The 12,903-nt window shown below is 62.1% G+C and carries 13 protein-coding genes and 2 pseudogenes; 9 read left to right on the top strand and 6 right to left on the bottom strand.

Annotation, left to right across the window (positions count from 1 at the left end):
* Nucleotides 1-22 precede the first annotated feature (22 nt).
* Nucleotides 23-850 (top strand): fused MFS/spermidine synthase, encoded by an 828-nt coding sequence (locus tag AC6I1W_RS00735; protein WP_493536886.1) that lies wholly within the window; start codon nucleotides 23-25, stop codon nucleotides 848-850.
* A 111-nt stretch (nucleotides 851-961) separates the two neighbouring features.
* The gene (locus AC6I1W_RS00730) at nucleotides 962-1,456 is read left to right on the top strand and encodes a hypothetical protein (RefSeq protein WP_174266651.1); all 495 of its coding nucleotides are present in this window, start codon (nucleotides 962-964) and stop codon (nucleotides 1,454-1,456) included.
* A gap of 63 nt (nucleotides 1,457-1,519) precedes the next feature.
* On the opposite strand, the gene AC6I1W_RS00725 is transcribed toward AC6I1W_RS00730, so the two are convergent.
* Entirely contained in the window at nucleotides 1,520-2,248 is a 729-nt protein-coding gene (locus AC6I1W_RS00725) for a DedA family protein (RefSeq protein ID WP_270236208.1), read from the bottom strand.
* Between the two features lie 112 nt (nucleotides 2,249-2,360).
* Here AC6I1W_RS00725 and AC6I1W_RS00720 point away from each other — a divergent pair, with 112 nt between their 5' ends.
* The 3 genes from AC6I1W_RS00720 (at nucleotide 2,361) to fbaA (ending at nucleotide 4,716) form a co-directional block, all read left to right on the top strand.
* The gene (locus AC6I1W_RS00720; protein WP_333490123.1) at nucleotides 2,361-2,957 is read left to right on the top strand and encodes a TrmH family RNA methyltransferase; all 597 of its coding nucleotides are present in this window, start codon (nucleotides 2,361-2,363) and stop codon (nucleotides 2,955-2,957) included.
* A gap of 140 nt (nucleotides 2,958-3,097) precedes the next feature.
* Entirely contained in the window at nucleotides 3,098-3,580 is a 483-nt protein-coding gene (locus AC6I1W_RS00715; RefSeq protein WP_270236466.1) for a hypothetical protein, read from the top strand.
* Nucleotides 3,581-3,690: 110 nt separating this feature from the next.
* On the top strand, nucleotides 3,691-4,716 hold the full coding sequence (fbaA, locus tag AC6I1W_RS00710) for a class II fructose-bisphosphate aldolase (protein WP_065673526.1): 1,026 nt from the start codon (nucleotides 3,691-3,693) through the stop codon (nucleotides 4,714-4,716).
* Nucleotides 4,717-4,775: 59 nt separating this feature from the next.
* On the opposite strand, the pseudogene AC6I1W_RS00705 reads toward fbaA, so the two are convergent.
* The 3 genes and pseudogenes from AC6I1W_RS00705 to AC6I1W_RS00695 form a co-directional block, all read right to left on the bottom strand.
* Nucleotides 4,776-5,206, bottom strand: a pseudogene (locus AC6I1W_RS00705) (hypothetical protein).
* Nucleotides 5,154-5,822 (bottom strand): amidase domain-containing protein, encoded by a 669-nt coding sequence (locus AC6I1W_RS00700; RefSeq protein ID WP_493536885.1) that lies wholly within the window; start codon nucleotides 5,820-5,822, stop codon nucleotides 5,154-5,156. The pseudogene AC6I1W_RS00705 and the gene AC6I1W_RS00700 overlap by 53 nt, the downstream one beginning before the upstream one ends.
* A gap of 560 nt (nucleotides 5,823-6,382) precedes the next feature.
* Nucleotides 6,383-7,258, bottom strand: coding sequence for a sulfurtransferase (locus tag AC6I1W_RS00695; protein ID WP_270236211.1), 876 nt, complete (start codon nucleotides 7,256-7,258; stop codon nucleotides 6,383-6,385).
* A gap of 158 nt (nucleotides 7,259-7,416) precedes the next feature.
* On the opposite strand from AC6I1W_RS00695, the gene AC6I1W_RS00690 reads away from it, so the two are divergent.
* The 4 genes from AC6I1W_RS00690 to AC6I1W_RS00675 are packed head-to-tail and all read left to right on the top strand — an operon-like array spanning nucleotide 7,417 to nucleotide 11,147.
* Nucleotides 7,417-8,910, top strand: coding sequence for a methylmalonyl-CoA carboxytransferase subunit 5S (locus tag AC6I1W_RS00690; protein ID WP_270236213.1), 1,494 nt, complete (start codon nucleotides 7,417-7,419; stop codon nucleotides 8,908-8,910).
* A 15-nt stretch (nucleotides 8,911-8,925) separates the two neighbouring features.
* On the top strand, nucleotides 8,926-10,500 hold the full coding sequence (locus tag AC6I1W_RS00685; protein ID WP_117189422.1) for an acyl-CoA carboxylase subunit beta: 1,575 nt from the start codon (nucleotides 8,926-8,928) through the stop codon (nucleotides 10,498-10,500).
* 26 nt (nucleotides 10,501-10,526) lie between these two features.
* A complete protein-coding gene (locus tag AC6I1W_RS00680) occupies nucleotides 10,527-10,769 on the top strand; it encodes a hypothetical protein (RefSeq protein WP_004809241.1) in 243 nt (80 codons plus the stop codon).
* A gap of 15 nt (nucleotides 10,770-10,784) precedes the next feature.
* Complete coding sequence (locus AC6I1W_RS00675; protein ID WP_063279339.1) at nucleotides 10,785-11,147, top strand: biotin/lipoyl-containing protein; 363 nt, start codon at nucleotides 10,785-10,787, stop codon at nucleotides 11,145-11,147.
* A gap of 148 nt (nucleotides 11,148-11,295) precedes the next feature.
* Here AC6I1W_RS00675 and AC6I1W_RS00670 read toward each other — a convergent pair whose 3' ends face one another.
* Nucleotides 11,296-11,649: a L,D-transpeptidase gene (locus AC6I1W_RS00670; RefSeq protein ID WP_065673561.1), complete on the bottom strand. Its 354-nt coding sequence runs from the start codon at nucleotides 11,647-11,649 to the stop codon at nucleotides 11,296-11,298.
* Between the two features lie 888 nt (nucleotides 11,650-12,537).
* Nucleotides 12,538-12,588, bottom strand: a pseudogene (locus AC6I1W_RS00665) (hypothetical protein); the annotation flags it as partial.
* Nucleotides 12,589-12,903: the final 315 nt, after the last annotated feature.

The following is a 12,903-nucleotide window of genomic DNA, read 5'->3' as shown; positions in this document are numbered from 1 at the left end:
CCTCGATAGGGTCGAGTCCGTGATTGCCCCTGACCTCCACCAGCGGCACGAGCGTCTCGTGCCCGATCCAGACACCCCAGGAGCATGGATTGTCCGCGTCGGCGGGGCTGATCAGTCCTGGATCGACCCGGATGACCCCACTCATCTCGAGTTCGACTACATGGGACGTATCGCTGATCACCTTGACGTCCACCGCCCGGCGGGGGAGAGGATGCGCGTCATTCACGTCGGCGGGGCAGGAATGTGTCTGGCACGGTACGTGGCGTTCACCCGTCCGACGAGCCCGCAGATCGTCTGTGAGCCGGATACCGAGCTCACCGAGGAAGTGCGGCTCAAGGCCCCGCTTCCGCCTCGTTCCGGGATCAAGGTGCGGCCCGTCGACGGACGCTCTGGGATCGCCGCCATGCGCGAGGACTTCGCTGACGTCGTCATCCTGGATGCCTTCGACGGTGCGAGAGTGCCCGCTGACCTGGTCACCGTCGAGTTCTTCACCGACGTCCTGCGCATCCTGCACACTGACGGCATCGTCGTGGCGAACCTGGCCGACTCGGCCCCTCTGGCCTGGACCAAGAGGGTCGTCAGGGCCGCTGGCGACGTGTTCTCCAATGTCTGTCTGGCCGCAGAGTCGTCGACCCTCAAGGGGCGTCGCTACGGCAACATCATCCTGGCGGGCTCGAACGGACCGCTGCACGAGCAGGAACTGGTGCGACGTTGCAGCGGGGCCGCCTTCCCCTTCCGGCTCATCAGCGGGGAAGCCCTGACGAAGCTTCTCGCAGACGCCGCACCGTTCCGTGACGATGACGTCGAGCCCTCTCCAGGGCCACCTGGGGGAGCGACGTTCTTCTCCTGAGACACCCTGACGGCTCTCCCCCGCGTCGGTTTCGGGTGACATGATGGCGGCATGGCCAATTCCGCCCCTGACAGCAAGCCCAAGTACGGCCATGTGCCCTCGTTGCCAGACATGCCATCAGCCATCGTCGTGGCACGGGTCATCGTCATCGGCTTCTCGGTGTTGTGGGCCCTCGTCGTCTGTGGCATGTGGGCAGCTGGGCGCAGCGAGAGTCAGACGACACTTGGTCCGGTCCTGACGTCGTTCGCCCTGGGCATGGATTCGGGGGGTTGGGTGCAGTACCTGCTCATCCCCCTGGCGGGTTGTGTTCTGACTGTGACTATGGGTCGTGGCCATGCCATCGACCGTTATCTGTTCACCGTGCTGTCCTTGGTGTGGATGTGGAGACTCTCGCGAGGCAACGAGTTCATGAGAGGTTTTGACGTCATCGGAGTCATGACGGTGGCTGCCGTCCTGGCGACGGTCTGGAGTGGTCCCGTCAACGCGTGGATCAAGGCCGTCGCGGAACGTGACAAGGTCATTGCCAACCCGCCGGAGGAAGGGTGGCTCGAACCAGGGCAGGGCCAGCCATGGCAGACCGCGGTGGGTGGCAGACGAGTTCGATGAGCGCGAGAGAGGGGCTGGTCAGCATGATGCTGGCCAGCCCCGCGTCACATTGTGAGCCGAGCGTCACTCGACGCGGGAACGTTCCGCCGACTGAGGTCGGCTGGTCTGGCCCTTGCGGCGGGCCTTGAGCCACTCGAAGAGCATCGGCAGCACCGATACCACGATGATGAGGAGCAGAGCCGCCTCGAAGTTGTTGCGGATGACGGGGATCTGTCCCAGGAAGTAACCGGCCTGCACGGCGATGAGCACCCAGAGGACGCCGCCGATGGCGGTGTAGGTGATGAATTTGCGGAAGTTCATCCGGCCCACGCCAGCGATCATCGTGACGAAAGTACGGACGATCGGCACGAATCGGGCAAGGATGAGGGCCACCGACCCGTGCTTGCGGAAGAAGTCGTGGGTGGTGTCGACGTGCTTGGGCGAGAACACCTTGCCCATGAACCCCTCTCGCTCCCGGAAGAGCTTGGGGCCCACCACGTAGCCGATCCAGTAACCGCAGATGTTTCCGGAAATGGCGCAGATGATGAGGACGAGGTTGACGACGACGAGGGTCGTTGCCGGGGGCCCGTAATGGACCAGTGGGACGGAGGAGTTGACGCCCACGGCAGCAAACATTCCGAGGGCGAAAAGCAGAGAGTCTCCGGGCATGAAGAACACGGCCAGGCCGCATTCCACGAAGACGATCAGTGCGACGATCCACAGGGCTGCAGCACCGGCGCCCTGGATGATGGCCTGTGGGTCCATCCAGGCGGGGGTGAGCAGGACAGGGAGGGTCATGAGGAGACTCGGCATGGGCCAAGACTATCTTTGATTCGTGTGTGCCCCGACCGATGGCGGCCTCGCGGAGGCCCCCTCACTGCAGATTCCCGGTCAGAAGACGACCACAGTCGTAGGTGTCGGGCCGATGCCCGAACCGTGGCCTGACGACCCAAGACTCGATCCTGAACTGTTGGCATCGGGGGATCGACGCAATGTCGTTGATCGTTATCGATACTGGACGATGGAGGCCATCGTCGCTGACCTCGACACCCGACGGTCCCGGTTGCACGTGGCCATCCAGAACTGGGAGCACGACTTCAACATCGGTTCCGTGGTGCGCACCGCAAACGCCTTCAACGTCGCGGCTGTGCACATTCTGGGACGACGACGCTGGAACCGACGCGGTGCGATGGTGACCGATCGGTACTTGCACGTCTATCACCACCCGGACGTCCCCACCTTCCTGGAGTGGCTTGACGAGCACGGCATCACCCCTGTCGGCGTGGACAACCTGCCCGGATCGGTGCCGCTGGAAACGGCAAGACTCCCGCAGGACTGTTGCCTGCTCTTCGGCTCCGAAGGCTCTGGACTGACCGACGAGGTCGTCGCAGGCTGCGACCAGTTGGTGGCCATCACCCAGTACGGGTCAACTCGTTCGATGAATGCCGGAGCCGCTGCCGCGATCGCCATGTACGCCTGGACGACCCAGTGGTGCGAGGCCCCAAACCTACCCACCGACTGAACAGGGAAACCGCGACCCCCTAGGCTCGTGCCATGAGCACACAGCCCGCCGAGGACCCAGGACGACTGGTGGTGGCGTTCAATCCAGTGCCGAGTGCCTCCCGGGTTGCCCACCATCACGCGACGAGATTCCGTCTTGCCGTGCAAGCCCTCGTCGTCGTCATCATCGGTGGCCTGCTGTGGGCGTTGACGGCTGACGCCTTTGAACTGTCCACCGTGATGTGGATGTTCGGTGCCTGGGTGGTGCTGTTCCTGGTGCTCTTCGTCATTCAGAATTTGCGTTTGTATGCTGCGCGCAAGGATCTCCTCGACGTCGGGGAAGGGCCAGCCCTCATCGTCGACTCCGACGGTTTGAGCGTGCGACGGATACTGCGGACCGGGGAGGAGGACTTCGCCGCACCGACCATGGACGAGATCGGCTGGAAGGACATGGCGTCCATCAAGGTGGGTGGGTCGTCCATCGGGTCGGGCCCCGGGCTCGTCGTCCATGCTGACGATGGCCGTCAGTGGGAAGTCCCGCTGTCCTGGCTGGATTGTCCGCCAGCAGACATCGACGCCGCAGTCTCAATAGCGTCGGGCGGCCGGGTGTGCGTCGAGCAAGCAGGGGTTGACACCGCCGACTGATGTGCGTTGCGCAGCACCTTTGAGCGTGCTGGAGTCCCGGACTGACATCACCCGGGTAAATGCGGAAGAATGAACTCTCGTCATCGCGAGTTCATACAGGAAGGCGCAATATGCCCATCGCAACACCCGAGGTCTACGGCGAGATGATCGATCGCGCGAAGGAGAAGGGCTTTGCCTACCCGGCCATCAACGTGACCTCCTCCCAGACGCTCAACGCTGCCCTCCAGGGCTTCACCGAGGCTGGCTCCGACGGCATCATCCAGATCTCCACCGGTGGTGCTGAGTACCTGTCGGGTCAGAAGGTCAAGGACATGGTGACCGGCGCGGTTGCTCTCGCCGAGTACGCCCACGTCGTCGCCAAGAACTACCCGATCAACGTGGCCCTGCACACTGACCACTGCCAGAAGGAGAAGCTGGACAAGTACGTCAACCCGCTCATCGCCATCTCGCAGGAGCGCGTCGACAAGGGTCAGGACCCGCTGTTCAACTCCCACATGTGGGACGGCTCGGCCATCGAGGTCGAGGAGAACCTGCAGATCGCCGAGGAGCTGCTCTCTCGCACCTCGAAGGCCAAGCTGATCCTCGAGATCGAGGTCGGCGCTGTTGGTGGCGAGGAGGACGGCGTCACCGGTGAGATCAACGAGAAGTTGTACACCACCGTCGCCGACGGCATGCGTACCCTCGAGGTCCTCGGCCTGGGGGAGAAGGGCCGCTACATCACCGCCCTCACCTTCGGCAACGTCCACGGCGCCTACAAGCCCGGCTTCGTCAAGCTGCGTCCGGAGATCCTCAAGGAGATCCAGGACGAGTGCGGCAAGAAGTACGGCAAGGACAAGCCGTTCGACCTCGTATTCCACGGTGGTTCTGGCTCCACCGCTCAGGAGATCGCTGACGCGGTGTCCTACGGCGTCATCAAGATGAACGTTGACACCGACACCCAGTACGCGTTCTCCCGCCCGGTTGTCGATCACATGTTCTCCAACTACAGCGGCATGCTGAAGATCGACGGTGAGGTCGGCAACAAGAAGATGTACGACCCGCGCTCGTGGGGCAAGAAGGCTGAGGCTGGCATGGCTGCCCGCGTCATCGAGGCCTGTGAGCGTCTTGGCTCGAAGGGCACCTCGGTCAACGCCTGAGTATGCCTGTGCAGAATCCCGGCCAGTCCTATGGTGAGGATTGGCCGGGATTCTTGCGGTCATCGGTGCGATGGCAGTGGTGGAGGTGGAGTGTCGTTGGCCCGCACTGTTGCGTTCCAGTCGACGAGCCACTTTCCATCAACGGAGGTCATGATGACGGTCATGATTGGTTCTGCTGTCGAACGTGAATAGATGTCCGCTGATCGTGTTGGAAGAGGCCCCTCGGAAATAAGGATTCCTTCGTTTGGTCCGGCGTGTCATCGTGGTAGGCCTTGAAAATGGCTTGGCCCCACTCTTCGGCTTTCCTGGAATGACCATCCCAGCCGGTATTGGGTGCGACGAGGTCCTGAACGCGGTCGTTGTCAATAGTGTCAGGGGTTGATATGGCCTCGGCGAAGTAGGCCGCTATGGCGACGTCACTTGGCTGAAGTTCGTCATCATGATGCTGCACCAGAAGCGTGCCTCCAATCCCGGCAGCAGCGGCCACGATGGCACATATCAGATACGTTAGAACATCTTTGATGTTCATTGATCTCTCCGAGCGGTAGCTGAATTAGTATCAAGTGAAGTGTCCGTGTTGTCCGTCCCAGGTGCTTCTTTTTCCCAGCTGAATTAGCTCTCTTTTGAAGCGCAAAGAATGGTATGTTGTGGGTGTTGGTGCTGTGATAGGTTAGGAGCGGCTGTTTTCCGCTTCTTCCTGTGACGATCATGCTATGATACCACGCACTATTGTATCCATATTGAACGACGTTTCCGTGCCACATGTCGTAGTAGTGCGATGCGAGCCTGGTGCGTTTATTCGCTAGCGCAAATGATCGGAATTTTCCGATGTTGACCCATGATGCTGAGGTGTACTGAGGCCATTTGAGGTAGAACCATGATCTGTCTGTATTCTTCCATACTAGGTTCCCGGTGTATCCCCAACCAGATGCCTCCATGCATTGAGAGACGAAGTTCGTGCAGTCTCCTCCCCGTCCCGAGCCATCAAAGCGGCGATAGGCGCCGCTGTAGTGCGACCAGTATTTGTTGGCGTATGCGGCTGCTTTGGAGCGGCCTGATTTGCCGGCTGATCTCTCGCTTAGCGCCGGATCGGTTCGCGCCTCCATCTCGTGAAGTTCGGCAGTTGACGGTGCTGGATCCGGGGGTTCGCCGCGGTGAATGTCTTTTTGTGGTGCAAGGATCGCTTGGCGAAGAGGCTCTGGCAATGTGCCGATGTCATCGGCTGAGGGGATGATGATGTTTTGGATATGAGATCCCTGGAGCGCCAGGATGACGGGAATAGTCTCGGCCCGGGTGTGATTGTCGTCGATGGCGTACCGGAGAGTGAGTGTGACTATTTGGAAACGGCCTTGGTGGGTGGAAGTATCCTGGCTTTCTGTAAGAACGACTTCGTTGAGTCCTAGGAATTGTCCCAGAACATCCGGTGCCCCAGTGTCAATCGATGTTTGGATGGATGCATAGTCGTTGAGTGACTGTCTTGCCTCAGTTCCGAGTGGCACATCTCTGGCGAGATGATCGATAGCTTCTACGCACCCTCGAATGGCTGAAGTATCAATTGAGGTGGCGGCCGTTAGGGCGAGGAAGGTTCTTCTGTGGATGGTCACTGTTTCTCCCCTGGGGTCGAAATGTATCCCCATGATGGATATTGGTAGTATGCAAGGAGAGATTAACCTGCGCTGAGTACCGGGTACTGCGCGATGCTATTGATATGAGGATTTGGGGGTGCGATCACACTTTCCAGCCTGATGAGATGTCGGGTGGTGCCCGAAGCGACCGTGGCGGTGACTCGCTCCTCGGTGACGACCGGGGTGTCTCCGGGCCGCGCCCACTCGCTCCACGAGCCGTCGTAGATGCCGACGTCCTTGCGTCCGGCCAGGGTTGCGGCCAGCGCGATGACGCAAGCTGTCACACCGGAGCCGCACGTCGCGACGATGGGACGATCGCCTGCGGCATCGTTGACCAGCTGTTGCAACTCCTCGACGGGGCGAATCCGGCCGTCGTCGATGACCTGGGTGTAAGGCAAGTTCGTTGCCGTCGGTATGTGACCGGCACGCAGCCCGACGCGGGGCTCCGCGACCTTGCCCGCAAACCGCTCGGCGGAGCGGGCATCGACGATGGCGCCAGGAATCGCAGTCAGGGTGACATTGCCAGGCTCCAACGTCGGGGTGATGTCAGTCGTCAGGTGTCCGCCAGCGACCACCCAGCCGGCATTTCCACCCTCCAGGATCGACACATTGTCGAAGCCACAGGCGTGCATCATCCACCACGGCCGGGCGGATGCGAAAAGGAAGTCGTCCTCGGTGACGATGACGTGGGAGTCATTATTGACGCCCAGCTCGCGCAGTCGTGCCTGGAACTGGGGCACCGATGGCATCGTGTGGGGAAGTCCGGTCGACTGGTCGCTCATGGGGCCGTCGAGATCGAAGGGAAGGGCTCCAGGGACATGCGGCACGCCAGGGCGGCAAGGGGACACATCGACGATGACGATGCGGGCGGCGTCAGAGCTCTCGAGTAGTTCCATGAGGGCCTGCGGATGGACCATGGGAGTGGGGCACAAGGTCTCAGCCGTAATTGCATCATGTCACCGACGATTCCACCCAGAGATATCCTCAACGGGCAATTGATCAGTTGAACACGGTTCAAGTGTGAAAAAGGGGCCCACCTGTCCCAAACGCTCTCGGCAAGTGGAATCATGGAGCCATGAGTCCGCGAAAGATTGGCGTTACCGAGCTCGTGCTCCGCGACGCGCATCAGAGCCTGCTTGCCACCCGCATGGCCATGGAGGACATGGTCGATGCCTGTGCCGACATCGATGCGGCAGGCTTCTGGTCCGTTGAGTGCTGGGGTGGAGCTACCTTCGATTCCTGCATCCGATTCCTCAACGAAGACCCGTGGGAGCGTCTGCGCACCTTCCGCAAGCTGCTGCCGAACTCCCGGCTGCAGATGCTGCTGCGTGGCCAGAACCTCCTGGGCTACCGTCACTACAACGATGAGGTCGTCGACAAGTTCGTCGAGAAGTCGGCCGAGAACGGCATGGACGTGTTCCGTGTCTTCGACGCACTGAACGACCCGCGTAACCTCGAGCACGCCATGTCTGCCGTCAAGAAGACCGGCAAGCATGCTCAGGGCACCATCTGCTACACCACCTCCCCGATTCACACCCCGGAGAGCTTCATCAAGCAGGCCGATCGCCTGATCGACATGGGTGCCGATTCGATCGCCTTCAAGGACATGGCGGCCCTCCTCAAGCCGCAGCCCGCCTTTGACATCATCAAGGGCATCAAGGAGAACCACCCCGACGTGCAGATCAACCTGCACTGCCACTCCACCACGGGTGTCACCCTGGTCACCCTGCAGAAGGCCATCGAGGCTGGCGTCGACGTCGTCGACACCGCCATCTCCTCGATGTCGCTCGGTCCGGGCCACAACCCGACCGAGTCCCTCGTCGAGATGCTCGAGGGCACCGAGTACACCACTGACCTCGACATGGATCGCCTCCTCAAGATCCGTGACCACTTCAAGAAGGTTCGTCCGAAGTACAAGAAGTTCGAGTCGAAGACGCTGGTCAACACCAACATCTTCCAGTCCCAGATCCCGGGCGGAATGCTCTCCAACATGGAGTCCCAGCTCGAGGCGCAGGGCGCTGGCGACCGCATGGACGAGGTCATGAAGGAGGTGCCGCGCGTCCGCAAGGATGCCGGTTACCCGCCGCTGGTCACCCCGTCCTCCCAGATCGTCGGAACCCAGGCCGTGTTCAACGTCCTCATGGGCAATGGCGAGTACAAGAACCTCACCGCCGAGTTCGCCGACCTGATGCTCGGCTACTACGGCAAGCCGATTGGTGAGCTCAACCCCGACATCGTCGAGATGGCCAAGAAGCAGACCGGCAAGGAGCCGATCGACTGCCGTCCCGCCGACCTGCTCGAGCCCGAGTGGGATGAGCTGGTTGAGCAGGCCAAGGGCCTCGAGGGCTTCGACGGCACCGACGAGGACGTTCTCACCAACGCCCTGTTCCCGGGAGTCGCCCCGAAGTTCCTCAAGGAGCGTCCGGAGGGCCCGAAGAGCGTCGCGATGACCGAGGCACAGCTGAAGGCCGAGAAGGAAGGCACCGGCGCTGCCGGCATCGCCGGACCGGTCAACTACAACGTGACGGTCGGTGGCAACAACCACCAGGTGACCGTCGAGCCTGCGTGAGGATGATCGCCAACCATGGCTGAGAAGAAACCAATCAAGCTGGCCGACACCATGGCCGGCCGAATCGAGCAGCTTGCCGACGAGCGCCACAATGTGGAGCTCGGAGGTGGCGAGGCTCGACTCGAGAAACAGCGTGATAAGGGCAAGCAAACTGCCCGCGAGCGCATCGACAACCTCGTCGACGCCTACTCCTTCGACGAGGTGGGTGCGTTCCGCAAGCACCGCACCACCCTCTTCGGCATGGACAAGGCCGAGGTTCCCGCCGACGGTGTCGTCACCGGTCGCGCGACCATTCACGGTCGCCCGGTGCACGTCGCCTCCCAGGACTTCACCGTCATGGGTGGTTCCGCTGGTGAGACCCAGTCGACCAAGGTCGTCGAGACGATGGAGCAGTCCCTGCTGACCGGCACCCCGTTCCTGTTCTTCTACGACTCGGGCGGCGCCCGAATCCAGGAGGGCATTGACTCGCTGTCCGGCTACGGCAAGATGTTCTACGCGAACGTCAAGCTGTCGGGCGTCGTGCCGCAGATCGCCATCATCGCCGGCCCCTGCGCCGGCGGCGCCTCCTACTCCCCGGCTCTGACCGACTTCATCATCATGACGAAGAAGGCCCACATGTTCATCACGGGCCCCGGAGTCATCAAGTCGGTCACCGGCGAGGAGGTCACCGCTGACGACCTGGGTGGTGCCGACGCGCACATGTCCACCTCGGGCAACATCCACTTCGTGGCCGAGGACGACGACGCCGCGGTGCTCATCGCGCAGAAGCTGCTGAGCTTCCTGCCGCAGAACAATACCGAGGACGCCCAGATCTCCAATCCCAACAGCGACGTCTCCCCGCAGCCCGAGCTGCGCGAGATCGTTCCGTTGGATGGCAAGAAGGGCTACGACGTCCGCGACGTCATCGCCAAGATCGTCGACTGGGGCGATTATCTCGAGGTGAAGGCTGGCTGGGCGACCAACATCGTCACCGCCTTTGCTCGTGTCAACGGTCGTACCGTCGGCATCGTGGCCAACCAGCCGAAGGTCATGTCGGGCTGCCTCGACATCAATGCCTCCGACAAGGCTGCCGAGTTCATCACCTTCTGCGACTCCTTCAACATTCCGTTGGTGCAGTTGGTTGACGTTCCTGGTTTCCTGCCTGGTGTCCAGCAGGAGTACGGCGGCATCATTCGCCATGGCGCGAAGATGCTGTACGCCTACTCCGAGGCCACCGTCCCGAAGATCACCGTGGTGCTGCGCAAGGCATACGGCGGTTCCTACCTGGCCATGTGCAACCGTGACCTGGGTGCCGACGCCGTCTACGCCTGGCCGAGTGCGGAGATCGCGGTGATGGGTGCCGATGGCGCCGCCAACGTCATCTTCCGTCGCCAGATCAAGGAATCTGAGGATCCCGCAGCCACTCGCGCTGCCAAGATCGAGGAGTACCGCAACGCCTTCAACACGCCTTATGTGGCTGCTGCTCGTGGGCAGGTTGATGACGTGATCGATCCCGCCGACACTCGTCGCAAGATCACCGCCGCACTGGAGACCTACGCCACCAAGCGCCAGTCCCGTCCGGCCAAGAAGCACGGCGTCATGCCGTGCTGAGTGAAGAAGGCTGATGGGAGGACAAGATGAGTGAGAACAATGAACTCGTCATCGAGACGCTGAACAAGCGACTCGCAGCGCTGGAGGCCGAGGTTTCCCGGCTCAAGAAGACGAGCAAGGACGTTCCTGAGGACGTGCTCGCCGTCATCTGCGCCGCCGTTTCGGCTTACCTGGGCAACGACGGAAAGGTTCAGGCCGTCCGTTTCGCCCCGAGTGAGACCTGGGTCCGTCAGGGACGCAGGGCTCAGCAGAACCATTCGATTCGTTGACCTGGAGAAACTGACATGAAGCTCAAGGTGACCGTCAATGGCGTCGCTTACGACGTTGACGTTGACGTTGACAAGACCCCTAATACGCCGATGGCGCCGATCCTCTTCGGAGGCGGCTCCGGTGGCCCGATGAAGGCGTCCGGTGGCGGCGCCGGCAAGGCTGGAGAGGGTGAGATTCCCGCTCCGTTGGCTGGCACCGTTGCCAAGATCCTCGTGGCCGAGGGTGATGCCGTCAAGGCTGGTCAGGTGCTCCTGACCCTCGAGGCCATGAAGATGGAGACCGAGATCAATGCCCCGGCGGATGGGACCGTCAAGGGCATCCTGGTGGCTGTCGGTGACGCCGTCCAGGGTGGTCAGGGCCTGGTGGCTCTGGGCTGACCGCCGGTACACAGACCACAGTGGCGCCGCACCTTCAGGTGCGGCGCCACTGTCATGTTTCCGTGGCCGCCATGTGCTCGTGGTTGTCATTGGCCGAGGACACGATAACGGCCTGCCTCCAGGTGGAGGCAGGCCGCCGTGTCTCAAATCACTTGAAGACGATGATCTTGCGTCCGGTCGGGGTGTGATCCCACAGCCACTTCAGGCCGGACATGTTGCGGATGTTGATGCAACCATGCGAGGCACCATTCCATCCACGACGGGAGAAGTCCGACGAGTAGTGGATCGCCTGACCACCGTGGAAGAACATCGAGTACGGCATCGGAGATCCGTAAATGCTCGAGACGTGGTTCTTGTCTTTCCAGTACACGGTGTTGACGCCCTCGGCAGTGGGCTCGCTGGCGCGTCCGAAGCGAGCGTCAAGGGTGATGAGGATGCGCCCGTTCTGCACCATCCACAGCTTGCGCTGGTTCTTCGAGGCGCAGATGACGGTTCCCGTCATGCAGCGGCGGTCAAGACGAGCACCCGAGTTGTTGATCGGGAGACTCACCGGTGCCGAGACGGGTTTGGAAGACACCGCAGAGACCGGGATCCAGCTCTGCATGGAGTTGAAGACGACCGGCATCCAGCCGTTGTGGTTCGGACCGCGACGGACGACGCGGGTGCCCTGGTAGGCGGTGCCCATCGAGCGGAAGGAGTTCGACGCACCGGTTCGCATCGTCTGGTCCCTCTTCACCCAGAAGGTTTGCGGACGGGTGGAGGTGACGGTGTTGCCTGGCAGCCAGCCCTGCTTACCCTTGTAGAAGACTGGGGCCCAGCCATGGTGGTTCGGCCCACGGCGGACCATGACGGTCGTGGCATGGGTGCGTCCCATGGAGCGGAAGGAGTTTGACGCGCCAGTACGCAGCTCGGTCTCGACGTAGATCCATTGAGTCTGGGGGTGCCAGGTCGTCACCGTGTTGGCAGGAACCCAACCCTGAGTGTTCCTGTACAGCACCGGGGCCCAGCCGTTGTAGTTCGGACCACGACGGATGAGGGCATGGGTGGAAGCCGTGCGTCCCATGGAGCGGAAGGAGCTGGAGGCACCGGTGCGAAGGTCGGAGGAGAGGTACACCCACATGGTCTGCGGGTAGGTCGTCGTCATGGTGTTGGTGGGAACCCATGCCTGGCTGCCCTCGTAGAGAACTGGGGCCCAGCCGTTGCGCTCGGGGCCACGGATGACGATCTTCTTTGCAGCCCGTGTCCGTCCCATGGAGCGGAAGCTGGACGATGCGCCAGTGCGCAGGTCCGCGGAGATGTAGGTCCACAGGGCTCGCGGCTGGTCGGTGGTGAGAGCGCTGGTGGGGATCCAGGCATTGGTGTCGCCGTGGCGGATTGGGGCCCAGCCGTTGCGCTCCTCGCCATGGATGACGACCCGGGTGGTCGCCGAGATCCTGCCCATGGAACGGAACTGCGTGCCGGCTCCGGTACGCAGATCGGTGGCGACGTAGATCCAGGCGGTTTCCTCGATCTTGGTCGGATTCGTGGCCGCGGAGTTCTTCGCCGAGGGAATCGACTCGGTGGAAACCTTGGGGGTGGCCGGAAGGCTCGGAGTATCCGGCTCAGTTGTCGCGGGGGCGGTCTCCGGGGCGGAGGAACCCTCCACAACGGCGGGGGTCGTCGCTGGGGCAGCGGGAGCCTCAGGAGCGTTGACGGTGGACGCAGGCCGCGAAGGGGAATCCGTGGCGGTTGGCGGGGTCGAGGGCTCCGCATTGGC

This window comes from Cutibacterium sp. KB22876, from assembly GCF_059728865.1.
The sequence above is the reverse complement of the archived record's forward strand: the minus strand, read 5'-3'. Positions and strand labels throughout refer to the sequence as shown.